This is a genomic window from Pseudogracilibacillus amylolyticus (SeqCode), from assembly GCF_051918545.1.
Lineage (GTDB): Bacteria > Bacillota > Bacilli > Bacillales > Amphibacillaceae > Pseudogracilibacillus.
The window spans coordinates 1-15,785 of sequence record NZ_JBPPZG010000027.1; the positions used below are offsets into that span (position 1 = coordinate 1).

Genomic DNA, 15,785 nt, shown 5'->3' on the forward strand with positions numbered 1-15,785 from the left:
GTGGTATGTCTAAAGTGATTAATTTAAAAGTTAAAAATAATTTATTAAATTTAGACGCTACTGAAATCGCTGAATTGATTAAAGAAAGAAAGGTAACAAGTGAAGAAGTTACTTCGACTTTAATCGAGCATATTAAAAAGATCAATCCTTCCTTAAATGCAGTTGTTGAAGAGCGATTTAGTGATGCGTTAGAAGAAGCAAGAGAAAAGGATAACACTATTGACACCACTAATTGGAATAACCAACCGCTTTACGGAGTGCCGATCAGTATTAAAGAATCCATACATGTCAAAGGAATGAAAACAACTGGTGGTATTGTACATAGAAAAGATTTAATCATGTCTAATGATGCTTTGGTAGTTGAAAAGTTAAAAAAAGCTGGAGCAATCATATTATGTAAAACAAATACCCCTGCACTCTGCTTCTGTCATGAGACAGAAAATAAGCTTTATGGTAGAACCAATAATGCTTGGAATAGTAAGCGAACTGCAGGAGGCTCCAGTGGTGGCGAAGCAGCTTTAATCGGGGTTGGCGGTACACCGGTAGGTTTGAGTTCGGATATTGGAGGATCCATTCGATTTCCCAGCCATTTTAATGGAGTGGTTGGATTTAAACCTGGAAAATTTCAAGTTTCACCAGACGGACATTTTCCACCAGACAACATTCCATTACAAGCAAGAATGTCCAGTATCGGTCCAATTGGAAAATCTGTCAGGGATGTACAGCTAGTCTACAATATCATTAAAAGTCAGAATGAAAAACGAGCATTTTATGAGAAAATGCAAATAGAGATTTTGCCAAACGATAATGGTTTTCCTCTATCCGAACAAACTTCTACTTTTTTGGATAAAATACATAACCATTTGCAAGATTATTATCAAACGAACATATCAATTCCTCCGTATTTTAACGATAGTGCGACTATTTGGCAGGAAATTATGTCTGTTGATGGTGGAAAAGAAATTAGGGATTTAGCATTTAATACAGACCGTCCTAACCTCTTGAAGTATTATATGCAAGAGAAACTAACGAAAAAAACGACAACTCATCTGTATTTATCTTGGGCTTTAATCGGTGCCAATTTATTCAAGCCTTCACAAAAACGTATAAAGGAAATTGAAACTTTTATTGAAGAAGGCGATCGTGCATTAAATAGTTATTTAAAAAACCGTTTGCTCATTTTTCCAGTTTATCATCGAAGTGCTTTAAAACATGGTGAATTGTATAAAGAAATTTTCTCTATTAAAAAAACGTTTACTGAGTTTATGCCTTATATTGCTTATGCGAATGTTTGGGGACTACCTTCTTTAACCATTCCAGTTGGATTTGATGATAATCATCTACCGATTGGCATCCAAATCATGAGCAGAAATGGCAATGAACATGCTATTTTCAGGTTAGGAAAATTGCTGGAAAATAAATTTGGAGGCTATATTCGAAGTACATATCACGATTAATTCTTATCAAGAAATCATTGCCATTTTTTTATTCTTATACATCCAAAACAATAGGAAACAATAGGATGGAAAGGATGGTGGCAATGAAAAAAGATAAGCAGAAGGAAAAATATGATAATCGTTTTTCTGAAATTTCTAATGTAGAAAATTTACATGATTCACTTATTCCCGAGGAGTTTCCAGAGGGAGCTTTTGGTTCACCGATTAACGAACGGGAAAAAGTAGAAAGTAAGTCAACCGAATGGGAACAGGGTCAACAACGGACAAGTGCCTTTACTTATCCAGACAAAGAGCGACATGACGACTTACCACGTCAAACGCCTGGAGCTCATCCTTTACATGATGAATAAATATATAGAAGGCTGTCCAATTTGAAAATTATCAATTTAATGGACAGCCTTTTTTAATCAACTTTTTTTAGTACAAAATATGCACAGCCAAAATTACAATATTCATATAAATAATCTTCCAACATGTCGATTTTTGTATCATAAGATGCTTTGACATGTTCAGAATGATAAAATCCTTTTAATCTTAACTGATTATAGCCCCAGTCCCCAACAATATAGTCATACTTTTTTAATATATCGGAATAGCGCTCATTAAGTGCTTCTTCTTGAAAACCATTCTTAATGTTTTGGATCAGTTCATATTTTTTACCATTTAATTCAATCATTTCGAATCCCCTCATAGTTAGTACGTCTAGTTTAACATATTTTTTGATTTTTTTACATGTATGAAAAATCGAATAAACTCCACAATAAAGAATAAGTTTTTTCATTAGAAATACTTGAAAAGGAGTTAATATGTTGCAACAGACAATTCGGTATTTATTTAGAATTTGTACTATACTTATCCTACTCCTATCATTTACAAATTTTCATACAAAAGCAGAAAAAAAAGAGAACAAGTATCCCCAGCGGTATGCACTATATAAAAAAACCGAAGCAGTGTCCCTTGTTCCCTGGTATTATTTAGCTGCGATGGATCAATATGAACGAAATATTGATAAGGAAAAAGAAAAGGAAGATCCGCTAGTCTCCATTAGTTTTCCGGAAGAGCTTTGGTACGGCCTAGGTAATAGTAAAAAAATAAACGATGTACAAATTGTCGAAATGTTTGATGGAATAGGAAAAGATGGAAATGGAGATGGCAAGGCAGATCCCAATAATCCAGAAGATATTTTATTAACTGCTGCTATCACGCTTAAGAAAAATGGATTATCTGATGATGATATTAAAATCAGTTTATGGGAACATTATCAGCGTGATTTATCTGTTAAAACAATCACGAATAACGCCAAAGTATTTAAGCATTTCCAGTCAATTGAATTAACAGATCGAGATTTTCCTGTTTCTATCGACCATAATTATAGCTATCGCAGTACGTGGGGAGATGGAAGAGGGTTTGGTGGAAGACGAATCCACGAAGGTACCGATATTTTTGCAAACTATGGAACACCTGTTAAATCAACAACTTATGGTGTTGTAGAATTAAAAGGATGGAATTTGTATGGAGGATGGCGAATCGGTATACGGGACATCTTTAATATCTATCACTATTATGCGCATCTAAATGGTTATAATGATGACATCAAAGTTGGTGATATCGTTCAGCCTGGAGATGTTCTTGGAAGTGTTGGATCCACTGGTTATGGCCCCCCTGGAACAGCTGGAAAATTTCCACCACACTTACATTATGGTATGTATCAAGATAACGGCAGAAATGAATGGTCATTTGATCCTTATCCTTACTTAAAAAGATGGGAAAGAATAGCACGAGAAAAAAGAAATAACTGATTAAAAATTGGGATAAAAGAGGATGTTCAAAAAGTATTTAAATCATAGAGAAATCCGAACTATAATACAAATTTCTAATTAAAATTTGTATAAGTTCGGATTTCCTTTTAGCCAGTATAACTTGTATCGATACTGCTTACCGCAACAATGAACAGAACGTTTTAGTGTCGATGACCTCATAGTGGAAGAAACCAATGAAACATTATGGTCAAAGCTTTTGTGTTTTTCTATCTTTTGCCTTGTTCACGGCGTTTACAATACTTGCAACAAGACCTCCCCAAATAATAACAATACCGATCACCATCATAATAATTGCACTAACGCTCATTATATTCACCTTCCTTAAAGGTTATGTTGAATATTCCGACTATTTAACATTACTTATATCTTCCGTTTCTTCTTGAGTAGCGGAATTCGACTTCCATTTAATTAGTGACAATACAATTCCAATTACGAGGGCTCCAATTGCCAGTGACCAACCGCCCCACATAATAAACATATCGGAATACCCTTCATAGTTTCCTGTATCAGTGTTAAAACCTTTGGTAATATTCAATCTTAACAATTCAAACATCATATAACCTAATACAACTGGGGTAATGACTAACAAACTTATCGTCCACCATGATCCAATTCGAATATCAGATATTTCATTCGCATGTGTTTTAAACGTCCCAAGTTTACGCAAAATCCAAGCAATTAAGATCACTTCCACTAATCCTAATGCCGCCACACCAAACTGGTTGATGAAATAATCAGCTGCATCTAGGAAAAAGAGTCCACCTTGGGTAGCGAAAACAAGAGAAAGAACTGCTGCTAACCCTCCACCAAATAGGACAGATTTTGTCCTGGAAATATTAAACTTCTCAGAAACCCCTGCAACATATGTTTCAATAATGGAGATTAACGAAGTGAGTCCTGCTAGCACGAGCGATAAGAAAAATAATAACCCAAAAAACTCATTAAACGCTGGGAACTCATTAATAATTGCAGGGAACACAATAAATGCCAACCCTACCCCACCATCAACTACTTCATCAATTCCTACTCCTTGAGCAGTTGCCATGAATCCCAATACTGCGAAAACTCCGATACCAGCTAGAAGCTCAAAGGCAGAGTTACTAAACCCTGTAATAAATGCGTTATTAGTAATATCGGATTTTTTTGGTAAATAACTTGAATAAGTAATCATAATAGCAAATGCAATTGATAAACTGAAGAATATTTGCCCATATGCTGCAACCCATACTTCAGCACTAAATATTTGAGTAAAATCTGGTTGGAAAAACGCATTTAAACCTGATATCGCTCCGGGTAATGTAATCGCTCTAATAACAATGATTGTAAAAACAATAACTAATAAAGGAATCATAATTCTGTTAGCAATTTCAATACCACGTTTTACTCCACGGATAAGCAATCCTAAAACGAGTACCCAAACGATGATTAAAGGAATTAAGACACCTGGTACTAAACTACCGAATTGCCCCGGTACTTCAACTAGTTTCAAATAATCTCCAAATAAGAAACCTCCTGTATCTTCTCCCCAGGCTAAATTAAAGGAAAAATATGAGTACGATATTGCCCAGGCAATAATTACAGAATAGTAAGTGGAAATTACGAAAGCAACTAATACTGCCCACCAACCAATTCCTTCCGCTTTTTTATTCATCCGACGATAGGTTAATGGTGCGGAACCGCGGTATTTATGGCCCATGGTGAATTCCATGATCAAAATTGGTATTCCCGCAGTTAATAAAGCGAAAAGATAAGGGATTAAAAATGCTCCACCTCCATTTTCGTAGGCAACAGCTGGAAAACGCCAAATGTTACCCAAGCCGATCGCAGAACCGACCGCAGCTAAAACAAATCCCGCCCGTGTCCCCCACTGAGAACGCTCTTCCATACGTGTTTCCCCCTTTTTAATAGACAGGAAGTTTAATGGAAAATAGATTGTCATCCCATACGAAAGCAGACACAACATCTTATTTCCCATTAATACCCATCATTAATTGTTTACATTATAGCAATAGTTCATAAATATGTCAAAATTAATTTTATTTTCACTCAATTCGCACACATACTAATTTGAATTAGACTCACGAGGAACTGAAATAGATGGCCCATCCCCAGAACCAGCATTATAAAATTCTGGAACGTCTCCCATGATAACGCGTGAATCTAAAAATACTTTTGTACTTACTTCGGCAGTCTCTGTAGAAAACGGTACGACAACTCTAATATGAACTTCAATTGGCATATAAATTTCAATTAATGCTGCATTAACTCCAAATTCCTTTACTTCATGAACTATATCGGATTGAATGCTTCCAACGATTTCAAAATGTACCGGTATTTTAGGACCCAAGTTTGCAAGTATTGAATTCCCTGTAGCTTGACCGAGTGGAATTTCAATAACTGTTGGATCTTTTTCCGGTAAATCCCCAACAGAATCTCCAAATTCTAAAGGGGGTAAGTCAGGGTCATCGATCTCAAGTTGATCTCCTTTATTCATTCCATATAGAAAGTATTCCGCACGTTCTGTAGCTGTTCTTAATGCTAAATTGAAGGCTTCAGAATTCCATCCCAATGTAGCTACATTTCCATTGTTGTCCATTTCCGTTATGACGAGATCATCAAAGCTAACATTTTCTGTAGATTTAACCGCAGCATTAATTGTTCTTGTCGCAAATTCAATTGTTTTATCATTAGCAATATTCATTAATGTAGGTCTAATCCCACGATCGATAAGCCAAAAACTTAAGAATAGTACACTTATAAAAATAATTGTAGTCATCAATAGTAAATGCCGTACTGGAGGTGGAGACCTTCTAAATGAAAATTTTCTACGAAATCGCAAAATAAAAACCCCCCTAAAACAATGTATGAATGTTTTAGAAAGGTTAGACTAGTTGTATGAATATTAGAAAACTTGGCATTCGCCAAGCCTTTAATGGCGAGTGCCTGCACTTACGACGCACAGGACGTGCTAGTACTGGCATTGCGACAGGACGTCGCGCTTTTAGCCAGTGAGCAGTAGGAAAGTAGTTTTATACTTTCCTACCTGCTTAGAAAACGAAGCCTTTAGAAAAGTATCCAACAACTAAAATTTATTATTATGCTATTTTTAACAACGCCTCTTTCCCTGTCATCCCTTCTTCCCAACCGTATTCTTTCGAAGCGTCCGTTATACTTTCTAAAGGGGCTTCTAGTAATTGTTCAATCGTTCTTACACCAACTGCCCTGCCAGCAATTACTTTTCTATCTTTTAATTTTTCATTCAGTATATCTACATCTAAAGCTGCACACATAATGTAACCAACTTCATTACTTACAATTAACAAATTTGTTTTTGGTAATTCAACCCGAATAGCAGTAAAAATAACACCCTCAATGTCGATTGGATTAATCGTAATCACATTATCTCCCTCCAAGCATTAACACTATACTGTATGCTTGAAGGAGATTTTTGACACAAATTAACTCCTTATTTGCTGATACTCTATTAATGTTTTTACCAAAATTTCACGTATAAATTCTGGTAAGTATAATTTTTTCTCCTTTGCCCTTGCAATTTCAGGTAGTAACCGTCCAAATGTAAATGTATCTGCAGTAACTAACTTATATAACCGTTTAGACTCTAACGGTACTCCATTAAAAAGAACTGCTTTCACATATTCTTGTCCATTATCATGAAAGTCCGTAACAACATCCAAATTTGCAAATACCATTCTACCGATGACAACACCCCTAAATCCAAATCCCTTTAACTCTAAATTAATTAGCTCTTCAGTTAAAGAAACCCGAACCACTTCCTGAATTTCATCTCCGGATAATGTGACTACACAAGGATTGATTGGATGTGGACAAATACGATGAACGTCTTTATATGTAATATCACCCGCTTGAAAGTGATCAATTAAAAGACCCGCATTTAACATTGCAAAATCAGCATCGGTCCAATCTAATAGTTTCTCTGTCAACTGTTTCATAATGGTCGTTTCTTGATACCAGTCCACTTTGATCGGTTTATCAATATGAACAATTTTTTTCCCTAAAATTTGCTCAGCATCATTTGCAAGTATTGCTAATTGTTTTTCCGTATGAGTATCTGGTGGCAGATGCGTAATATTTGTTGCATATGCTTCTTTATTTACGATTTTCTTCTCTTCATGGTCCCAAGTGATTCTTACTTCACCCACATACGAACAATGTTTACCAGCAGCCGTAAGTAGTGTCTGGTCGACTATTTCTCCTGTCCGAAGTAGATGATGAGTATGCCCGCCAATAATCAAATCAATAGATGGAAATCTTTTTGCTATTTCCTTATCTTCATCTATTCCTAAATGAGATAAAAGTACAATAACATCTGTCTTATGTTGTAATTTTGTTAACTCTCGATAGATAACTTCATGAGCTGAATTTACATTCCAACCTAGTAGATGGTAATAAGGGTTAAATCTTGCGGTTAAGCCTAGAAACCCTATTCTAACTCCACCTTTAGAAGTAACTGTATGAGCTGACAATAGCCATGAAGGATTCTCCGACAAGGTACATTCTAAATTAGAACAGATAACTTGAAATTGTGCTTGATCATAAAGATGATAAAGATCGTCATGAGCAAGTGTTATTCCTTCATTATTTCCTATTGTAACAAAGTCATATCCAGCATGATTTAATAATTCAACATTGGCTTTTCCCATCGATGCTTCTGTAATTGGATGAACACGATCCATATGATCACCAATATCTATCGTCCATGAAGACTCCCCGCGTTCTTTACTTTCCTTTCGTTTATTCTTTAAGAAAGTAACGACCTGAGGCCAATGATCGAAATAACTATGTAAATCATTTGTATAATAAAAATGAATATTTTCTTTCATATATGAATACTCCCTATTATAAGTGCGTGTTCAAAAAGGAGGATAAAAAGGACCAAGTCGGCTAAAGTCGCCACGTCCTGTGGCAACGCCGACACTAGCACGTCCTGTGCGTCGAAAGTTCGAGGCGGCGAAGCTTCGAGCAGCGGAATGTATGCATTTAGATACATGAGCAAACGCTTCTAGCACGCAGAAAAAGTGCTTTCCTTTTTCAAGGAGCGGAGAAGCAAGCCAACGAAGAAATTCGCAGTGTCATTTTTACCGGACTTTTTGAACATCCTCTATAAGCTCTCCCATATTAATCGTAACGCAGCAATAACAATTACAATCCGTAAAATCCATTCTAACGTCTTTCCTTTAAACAGTTTGCTCGTTTTTGCACCTACTGTTCCACCGATATAAGAACCTATTACAAAAAATAATACATATGCCCACACGATATGTCCTAAAACAATATGTGTCGTCGCACTGATAAGACTAATGAAAAATATCATAAACATCGATGTTGCAATTGCGACTTGAATAGGTATCCCAAAGAAAAGAATCATTGCCGGAACGCTAATTGTTCCTCCACCTATACCAAATAAACCCGATAATGCACCGACAGCAAACGACAATATAAATGCTGGCACATACGTAACATTATACTGAAACGTTTCTCCATCAATTTCAAATGTTCTAGTATACTTATTAATTTCCAATTGTTTATTTTTCACCAATTTTTGACGATCTACTAACATCATTGCAAAAACAATCAGCATTAAAATTCCGAAATATAAAGAAAACTCATCTGTATCTAGCAAGGTGTTAATCCATGATCCAATAATACTACCCGGAATACTACCTATTAAGAAAATTACCCCTGTTTTAATATCTACTCTTTTAAGCTTGTAATAAGCTAAAGTTGATGATAAGCCTGTAAACACCATTGTAACAAGCGATATTCCTACAATTGCTTGTGGATTGGCCCAAGAAAAGCTAGCAAAATTATCATATAAAAATAACATAGCAGGTACAAAAATTATTCCCCCACCTAGACCGACCAAACTTCCAACAAAAGCTGAAATAAACCCAATTAATAATGATATTATTATGACCAAGTTAATCACTAACCCTTTAAAATATTCGTATGTATTATAGTAACACCCATTAGAAATGTTTACTAGCAAAGCATATCGAAAGTCAAAGATGCAAAATGATTATTTGAGGAAGGACAACCCGAGGTCGGATGCTGAATTTATTTGAGTTTTGCGAATTCCAGCGCGTAAATATAGTCTGCAAAACTGCTATATGTCCCATCGTCTAGTCATTTTAAAATTATTTTTTATTTTACATGCGTGTTCAAAAAGGAGATAAAAAGGATCAAGTCAGCTAAAGTCGCCACTTCCTGTGCGTCCCAAAGTTCGAGGCGGCGCAGTTCCCGGCAGCGGACTTTTACAGGATGTGATGACTTCAGGACGTGGGCGGTTTTAACGGAAGATCCCCTGATGCATTTAGATACATGAGCAAACGTTCTTGCACGCAGGAAAAGTGATCTTCTTTTCCAAGGAAACGTTCTTGCGCGCAGGAAAAGTGATCTTCTTTTCCAAGGATACGTTCTTGCACGCAGAAAAAGTGCTTTCCTTTTTAAAGGAGTGGAGAAACAAGCCAACGAGCTACTACAGGATGTGTTGACTTCGATGTTTGACACAGGACGTGTCGGTATTTAGTCGAAGGTCCCCTAACACAGTGTCATTTTTACCGGACTTTTTGAATATCCTCTTTAAATGTTCATTATCTTGTATTGTCTATTTAATTCTTTCACCTAGAAACAACATCATGCATAAAATAACATTAACAGTTAGTACAAATAACATTGGCAATTCACTAGGAGCGAAGATTATGTATCAAAACGACACAAAAAATGACCAAAATAGTACGGAGGCCTTAAATATAGCCGCTAAACTCGCGGTAGTTGGATCTGCTATAACTACAATAGGTGATGCCATCTCAGTTATTTCAGCGGTAGTAGCGTTAGAAGAACTAACAGCCTCCGATGCTCAACAGAAACAACAGCAAGAAGAACAAAATCAACAACTTCAATTGATGCAGCAGCAAATTGATGATCTAAAAAATGAATTATCTAACTTAAAATCTGAAAACAATTAAATTTAGTTTTAGTATTTTATATTCATCATTAAATAATTAGTGACCGGCAAACAGTTGGCCTCTTTCTATGACTATGTAGTTGAATGGTTAAACAAATTAGGATTTATCGAAGTGAAAAGCGAAGATATAATAGCGATTGGATATCACAATCGTGGAGTTTTGAATTGAGACCGCAACTAGCGGTCTTTTTTGGCAATTAAAAAAGCCTTTCTTGACTCGCCCACTGGCTTAAAGCTCTGGCATCCTGGGACTGCGCTTTGAGTAGTATTTAATATTTTACTTTATCATTAATTTCATTATTTATTCATTTCGGTCAATTAAACCCTTTAGCAGAACATAGTACCTTAATCTGGTATTGGTGGTATACTTAGTTGTGTAAAAGCGTAGGCGATTTTCCTAGCAAATTGAAGCGGGGGCTCTATCGACTGTAAATGAACATACATGATTACAGGTGATGTAAATAACCAATGGTTGTGGATAGCACTAACAATAATCCCTTGTTGAACTGCTGTAAATACAAAGTTTGGTATTTCCTCTTGTAATATTGCTATTTCTAACAAATTCAATGCTTGCCCTTGATTATCTAATGATTCATAACTTACATCAATTACTAATACATTAGTGCTTTTTTTACCCTCAATGGTCAAATTTATGTCCCGGTGAAATGATACAGAACAGACACCGTTTTTTTCTTTTCCCCTCCCCCCCAAATAATATGCGAATTGATCACACAAAGCGTTTTTTTCCATTAATCATACCCTCCCATACAGATATAATATGTTTGAATGGAAGGTTTAAGAATGGAAAATTAATTTATTGTATTGGTTTAACCACGTATCTATCCAAATACTTATTTTAACATGATATCAATTGCTAAAAAGATAACCGCCTTAGTGGCAACATGACAAAATGAAGAAAAATAAAATAAACCCTTACCACTAACATTGTAGTGACAAGGGTTCTGATGTTTTATCCAATACTACCTTCCATTTCCATGGAGATTAAACGGTTCATTTCAACTGCGTATTCCATTGGAAGCTCTCTCGTGAATGGTTCGATGAAGCCCATAACGATCATATCTGTTGCTTCTTGCTCTTCTAAACCTCTACTCATGAGATAGAAAAGTTGCTCTTCTGATACTTTTGAAACTTTTGCTTCATGTTCAAGTGAAATATTATCATTGTAAATTTCATTATATGGTATGGTATCTGAAGTTGATTCGTTATCCATAATGAGTGTATCACATTCAATATTGGCACGTGCTCCATCTGCTTTACGACCGAAGTGAACAATACCGCGATACGATACTTTTCCTCCATGTTTCGAAATTGACTTTGAAACGATAGAAGAAGATGTGTTTGGTGCTAAATGATACATTTTAGCTCCTGCATCTTGGTGTTGACCTTTTCCAGCTAAGGCAATCGAAATAGTTGTACCTCGGGAGCCTTCTCCACGTAATAGGACTGACGGATATTTCATCGTTAATTTAGATCCCATATTACCGTCGATCCATTCCATTGTTGCATTAGCTTCACATGTAGCTCGTTTTGTTACTAAATTGTAAACGTTATTTGCCCAGTTTTGAATGGTCGTATAACGACATGTAGCGTCTTTTTTAACAAAAATCTCTACAACTGCACTATGAAGTGAGTTTGTTGTATATACCGGTGCAGTACATCCTTCTACATAGTGAACAGATGCACCTTCATCTACGATAATAAGCGTTCTTTCAAATTGGCCCATATTTTCAGAGTTTATTCGGAAATATGCTTGTAGCGGTGCTTTTGCTTCCACACCTTTTGGCACGTAGATGAATGACCCACCAGACCATACCGCCGTATTTAGGGCAGCAAATTTATTATCTGACGCTGGAACTACTTTTCCAAAATACTCTTTAAATATTTCTTCATGCTCTTGAAGTGCAGAATCGGTATCAGAGAAAATAATTCCTAATTCTTCTAAATCTTTTTCTAAACTTTGATATACCACTTCTGATTCATATTGAGCAGAAACACCAGCAAGGTATTTTTGTTCAGCTTCTGGGATACCTAAACGATCAAAAGTTTGTTTGATTTCTTCAGGTACTTCATCCCAAGATCTACCTTGTCTCTCAGATGGTTTTACATAGTAAATAATCTCATCGAAATCAAGTTCCGATAAATCTCCACCCCACTGAGGCATCGGTTTTTTATAAAAAATATCCAACGCTTTAAGGCGTTCTTCTAGCATCCACTCAGGCTCATTTTTCATACGTGATATTTCTTCAACTACTTTTTTTGTAAGTCCTCTTTCCGTACGAAAGACAGATACATCACGGTCATGGAACCCATATTTATATTCGCCAATATCAGGCATTTCTTTCGCCATTTTAAAAAACCTCCTTAAGTTTTTTCGAAAGCTGTGAGAAAGAATACAACTTTCTTATTGCCCACTGGTTAAAGGTACCTCATCTTTGGACTGTGCTTTCGCTTGTCCCAACTCATATATAACAACAGTTCATACTTTATTTTGTAGCAATTCAAGCAACTCGGGGAGTTTATTTGTTTACCTTCTCCATCGCTTTCCAAGCAAGTGTTGCACATTTGATTCGTGCTGGAAAATTGGATACTCCTTGCAATGCTTCGATATCTTCTAAACCAAATGCTTCTATGTCAACCTCTTCGCCTAACATCATTTTTGAAAATAAATTTGACATTTTTAATGCTTCATCTATTTTCTTGCCTTTTATTGCTTGAGTCATCATTGAGGCCGAAGCTAAACTGATCGAACAACCTTCACCTGTAAATCTCACATCTTCCACAACATCACCATCTAGTTTAAATTGTAAAAATATGCGATCTCCACATGTTGGGTTGTTCATTTCAACTGTTAGTGATTCATCTTCAAAAGTTCCACGATTTCGTGGGTGTTTGTAATGATCCATGATGACTTGTCGGTATAATGTGTCTAAATTAATATGCGACATTCCCAAAATACTCCTTTGTTTTCACCAGACCTTCGGCTAAACGATCAATATCTTCTTCTGTATTATACAAATACATGCTTGCCCTTGCAGTTGCTGAGACATTTAAATGTTTCATTAAAACTTGCGCACAATGGTGACCTGCGCGAATGGCAATACCTTCTGTGTCCAAGACAGTTGAGACATCATGTGGATGAACATCATCAAGATTAAACGTGACTAAGGCTGCACGTTTTGTAGGTCCATAAATGGTAAGCCCATCTATTTCACTTAACCTCTCAAGTGCATATTTTGCTAATTTTTCTTCATGCTGCAAAATATTATCCATGCCAATGTCCGTTAGAAAGTCGATTGCTGCGCCAAGACCAATTGCTCCAGCTATGATTGGTGTCCCACCTTCAAATTTCCATGGAAGCTCTTTCCAGGTAGAATCATATTTTTCAACAAAATCAATCATTTCTCCACCGAATTCGACCGGCTCCATTTTCTCTAAAAGCTCTTCCTTACCATATAATACACCTATTCCCGTAGGAGCACCCATTTTATGTCCAGAAAAAGCGTAAAAATCACAATCCAAATCTTGGACATCAATTTTAAGATGTGGTGCACTTTGCGCTCCATCTACAACGATAACTGCATCATTTTCATGTGCAATTTTCGCAATCTCTTTAATTGGATTAATTGTTCCTAAAACATTTGAAACATGTGCAATAGCAACAATCTTTGTTTTATTTGTAACTGTTTCCTTTACATCCTCAAGAGAAATCGTGCCATCTTCTTGTAATGGAATATATTTTAATGTAGCACCGGTTATTTTAGCCACTTGTTGCCAAGGTATGATATTACTATGGTGTTCCATTGGAGTAATAACAATTTCATCTTCAGCCGTCACATTTTGCAATCCGTAACTTTGTGCAACAACGTTTATACCAGTTGTTGTTCCGCGATTAAAAATAATTTCCGCTGTACTTCTTGCGTTAATAAAACGTCTTACTTTATCTCTTGCTCCTTCATATAAATCAGTTGCTCGAGAACCGAGGGTATGAACACCCCGATGAACGTTTGAATTTGTTTGCCGATAATAATTATCGATCGCTTCAATTACTTTAATTGGCTTTTGAGCAGTTGCCGAAGAATCGAGATACACTAAAGGGTGACCATTTACTTCTTGATCCAAAATGGGGAATTGTTCACGAACTCTTCGTACATCCATTAGCTTAATTTCCCTTCAATTAATTGTGTTAATTGATTTTTAATTGTTTCAATCGGCAATTCATTAACAACTGGTGCCAAAAATCCGTGAATAATTAGTTTTTCTGCATCTCTTCTTGTAATTCCACGACTTTGCAAATAGTAAAGTTGCATATCATCAACACGGCCAACAGATGCTGCGTGTCCTGCTGTTACGTCATCTTCATCAATTAAAAGAATAGGGTTTGCATCTCCTCGCGCATCTCCGCTTAACATGAGTACACGTGACTCTTGCTCTGCATTCGCACGAGTAGCTCCATTGTCAATTTCACCAATTGCGTTAAAGATAGCCGTTGTACGACCGCTAAGCACTCCGCGTTGTAAAATTTGTCCATCTGTATCTAAACCAATATGCACTGTTTTTGCTGTAAAGTTTTGTGTTTGTTTCCCGCGACCTACTGTTACTGTTCGAGCATTTACCGATGAACTATTACCAATTAAATTAGTAACATTTTCAGATACTGTATGCCCTTCGTTCATCTGGCCAAGTGCCCAATCAATTGTTGCATCCCGGTAGGCCACTCCACGTCGGTTAATATATGAAGTAGTACCTGCAGCAAAATGATCTACTGCGCCAAACGAAACTTTCGCATTATCATGCGCAAATACTTCTGTAATAATATTTGATACTGTTTCTTCTGACTCGTTATCCGAAATGTAATTTTCTACATAAGTTAGTTCACTATTTTCTTCAACCACTACAATGACATGATTGAATAGAGCTGCTTCACGATCTTCCTGCCAGAATATTGTTTGTAAAGGATCCTTTATTGCAATGTTTTTCGGAACATATACAAAAATTCCACCATTCATTAAAGCTGCATGTAAAGCTGTTAACTTATGTTCATCAATTGCTACTGCATCTTTCATGTAATACTTTTGAACAAGCTCTTCGTGTTCTTTAAGAGCTGTAAAAATATCTGTAAAAATTACACCTTTTTCTTTTAATTCATCGTCTAATGCTGCATAGGCAACTGACTGGTTACGTAAGATAACGATATTCTTTGGTGTGTTTTTTTCATCGATAAAATCTTTTAATTGTTCTGGAACATTTTTTAAATCGGAAATTTTTTCTCCTTCTGCTCCGTGTTTAAATTTAGTGAAGTTCCATCTCGTAATATTTGTTTTATCTGGTTTAGGAAGGTCGAGTGTTTGAGCTAAATCTAACCCTTCCAAACGTAGAGTTGTCATCCATTTTGGTTCATCATTTTCTTTTGAAAATTGTTCAACATATTTATTATCAAATGGTAACGTAGTAAGTGTGGTCATCGAACTATCTCCCTCCTAC

General features: G+C 36.1%; 16 protein-coding genes. 4 read left to right on the forward strand and 12 right to left on the reverse strand.

What is annotated here, in order from left to right; genetic code table 11:
* Positions 1-1,457 (forward strand): amidase (locus tag ACPYKA_RS04945; RefSeq protein ID WP_479541276.1); only part of this gene is annotated, 1,457 nt, incomplete at its 5' end.
* Between the two features lie 83 nt (positions 1,458-1,540).
* On the forward strand, positions 1,541-1,807 hold the full coding sequence (locus tag ACPYKA_RS04950) for a hypothetical protein (RefSeq protein WP_479541277.1): 267 nt from the start codon (positions 1,541-1,543) through the stop codon (positions 1,805-1,807).
* A 53-nt stretch (positions 1,808-1,860) separates the two neighbouring features.
* Here the strand turns inward: ACPYKA_RS04950 and ACPYKA_RS04955 are convergent, their stop codons facing one another.
* On the reverse strand, positions 1,861-2,133 hold the full coding sequence (locus tag ACPYKA_RS04955) for a YutD family protein (protein WP_479541278.1): 273 nt from the start codon (positions 2,131-2,133) through the stop codon (positions 1,861-1,863).
* Between the two features lie 133 nt (positions 2,134-2,266).
* Here ACPYKA_RS04955 and ACPYKA_RS04960 point away from each other — a divergent pair, with 133 nt between their 5' ends.
* Positions 2,267-3,256, forward strand: a complete 990-nt coding sequence (locus ACPYKA_RS04960; RefSeq protein ID WP_479541279.1) for a M23 family metallopeptidase — start codon at positions 2,267-2,269, stop codon at positions 3,254-3,256.
* Positions 3,257-3,464: 208 nt separating this feature from the next.
* On the opposite strand, the gene ACPYKA_RS04965 is transcribed toward ACPYKA_RS04960, so the two are convergent.
* The 6 genes from ACPYKA_RS04965 to ACPYKA_RS04990 form a co-directional block, all read right to left on the reverse strand.
* Entirely contained in the window at positions 3,465-3,584 is a 120-nt protein-coding gene (locus ACPYKA_RS04965) for a methionine/alanine import family NSS transporter small subunit (RefSeq protein WP_479541280.1), read from the reverse strand.
* A gap of 39 nt (positions 3,585-3,623) precedes the next feature.
* Positions 3,624-5,162: a sodium-dependent transporter gene (locus tag ACPYKA_RS04970; protein ID WP_479541281.1), complete on the reverse strand. Its 1,539-nt coding sequence runs from the start codon at positions 5,160-5,162 to the stop codon at positions 3,624-3,626.
* A 177-nt stretch (positions 5,163-5,339) separates the two neighbouring features.
* Positions 5,340-6,116, reverse strand: coding sequence for a sporulation protein YunB (yunB, locus tag ACPYKA_RS04975; RefSeq protein ID WP_479541282.1), 777 nt, complete (start codon positions 6,114-6,116; stop codon positions 5,340-5,342).
* Positions 6,117-6,372: 256 nt separating this feature from the next.
* On the reverse strand, positions 6,373-6,675 hold the full coding sequence (locus tag ACPYKA_RS04980) for a YunC family protein (RefSeq protein ID WP_479541283.1): 303 nt from the start codon (positions 6,673-6,675) through the stop codon (positions 6,373-6,375).
* A 60-nt stretch (positions 6,676-6,735) separates the two neighbouring features.
* Complete coding sequence (locus tag ACPYKA_RS04985) at positions 6,736-8,139, reverse strand: bifunctional metallophosphatase/5'-nucleotidase (RefSeq protein ID WP_479541284.1); 1,404 nt, start codon at positions 8,137-8,139, stop codon at positions 6,736-6,738.
* Between the two features lie 278 nt (positions 8,140-8,417).
* The gene (locus ACPYKA_RS04990; protein ID WP_479541285.1) at positions 8,418-9,245 is read right to left on the reverse strand and encodes a sulfite exporter TauE/SafE family protein; all 828 of its coding nucleotides are present in this window, start codon (positions 9,243-9,245) and stop codon (positions 8,418-8,420) included.
* 772 nt (positions 9,246-10,017) lie between these two features.
* Here ACPYKA_RS04990 and ACPYKA_RS04995 point away from each other — a divergent pair.
* Complete coding sequence (locus ACPYKA_RS04995) at positions 10,018-10,284, forward strand: hypothetical protein (protein WP_479541286.1); 267 nt, start codon at positions 10,018-10,020, stop codon at positions 10,282-10,284.
* 344 nt (positions 10,285-10,628) lie between these two features.
* Here ACPYKA_RS04995 and ACPYKA_RS05000 read toward each other — a convergent pair whose 3' ends face one another.
* The 5 genes from ACPYKA_RS05000 to sufD all read right to left on the reverse strand — a co-directional run bounded on the left by ACPYKA_RS05000 (position 10,629) and on the right by sufD (position 15,766).
* On the reverse strand, positions 10,629-11,033 hold the full coding sequence (locus ACPYKA_RS05000) for a DUF1259 domain-containing protein (RefSeq protein WP_479541287.1): 405 nt from the start codon (positions 11,031-11,033) through the stop codon (positions 10,629-10,631).
* A 220-nt stretch (positions 11,034-11,253) separates the two neighbouring features.
* Positions 11,254-12,651 carry a Fe-S cluster assembly protein SufB gene (gene sufB / locus ACPYKA_RS05005; protein WP_479541288.1) on the reverse strand — a complete coding sequence of 466 codons (1,398 nt, stop codon included), beginning with the start codon at positions 12,649-12,651 and terminating at the stop codon, positions 11,254-11,256.
* A gap of 169 nt (positions 12,652-12,820) precedes the next feature.
* Positions 12,821-13,249 carry a Fe-S cluster assembly sulfur transfer protein SufU gene (gene sufU, locus ACPYKA_RS05010; RefSeq protein WP_479541289.1) on the reverse strand — a complete coding sequence of 143 codons (429 nt, stop codon included), beginning with the start codon at positions 13,247-13,249 and terminating at the stop codon, positions 12,821-12,823.
* Entirely contained in the window at positions 13,236-14,459 is a 1,224-nt protein-coding gene (locus ACPYKA_RS05015; RefSeq protein ID WP_479541290.1) for a cysteine desulfurase, read from the reverse strand. Before ACPYKA_RS05015 ends, sufU begins: the two co-directional genes overlap by 14 nt.
* Positions 14,459-15,766 carry a Fe-S cluster assembly protein SufD gene (gene sufD, locus ACPYKA_RS05020; protein ID WP_479541291.1) on the reverse strand — a complete coding sequence of 436 codons (1,308 nt, stop codon included), beginning with the start codon at positions 15,764-15,766 and terminating at the stop codon, positions 14,459-14,461. Before sufD ends, ACPYKA_RS05015 begins: the two co-directional genes overlap by 1 nt.
* Between the last annotated feature and the right edge of the window lie 19 nt (positions 15,767-15,785).

What these genes read in the sequence shown, in the direction of transcription:
- ACPYKA_RS04950 (WP_479541277.1), top strand. Translation starts at nt 1,541, where the DNA reads ATGAAAAAAGATAAGCAGAAGGAAAAATATGATAATCGTTTTTCTGAA.
- ACPYKA_RS04955 (WP_479541278.1), bottom strand. Translation starts at nt 2,133, where the DNA reads ATGATTGAATTAAATGGTAAAAAATATGAACTGATCCAAAACATTAAG.
- ACPYKA_RS04965 (WP_479541280.1), bottom strand. Translation starts at nt 3,584, where the DNA reads ATGAGCGTTAGTGCAATTATTATGATGGTGATCGGTATTGTTATTATT.
- ACPYKA_RS04970 (WP_479541281.1), bottom strand. Translation starts at nt 5,162, where the DNA reads ATGGAAGAGCGTTCTCAGTGGGGGACACGGGCGGGATTTGTTTTAGCT.
- ACPYKA_RS04985 (WP_479541284.1), bottom strand. Translation starts at nt 8,139, where the DNA reads ATGAAAGAAAATATTCATTTTTATTATACAAATGATTTACATAGTTAT.
- ACPYKA_RS04995 (WP_479541286.1), top strand. Translation starts at nt 10,018, where the DNA reads ATGTATCAAAACGACACAAAAAATGACCAAAATAGTACGGAGGCCTTA.
- ACPYKA_RS05000 (WP_479541287.1), bottom strand. Translation starts at nt 11,033, where the DNA reads ATGGAAAAAAACGCTTTGTGTGATCAATTCGCATATTATTTGGGGGGG.
- sufB (WP_479541288.1), bottom strand. Translation starts at nt 12,651, where the DNA reads ATGGCGAAAGAAATGCCTGATATTGGCGAATATAAATATGGGTTCCAT.
- sufU (WP_479541289.1), bottom strand. Translation starts at nt 13,249, where the DNA reads ATGTCGCATATTAATTTAGACACATTATACCGACAAGTCATCATGGAT.
- ACPYKA_RS05015 (WP_479541290.1), bottom strand. Translation starts at nt 14,459, where the DNA reads ATGGATGTACGAAGAGTTCGTGAACAATTCCCCATTTTGGATCAAGAA.
- sufD (WP_479541291.1), bottom strand. Translation starts at nt 15,766, where the DNA reads ATGACCACACTTACTACGTTACCATTTGATAATAAATATGTTGAACAA.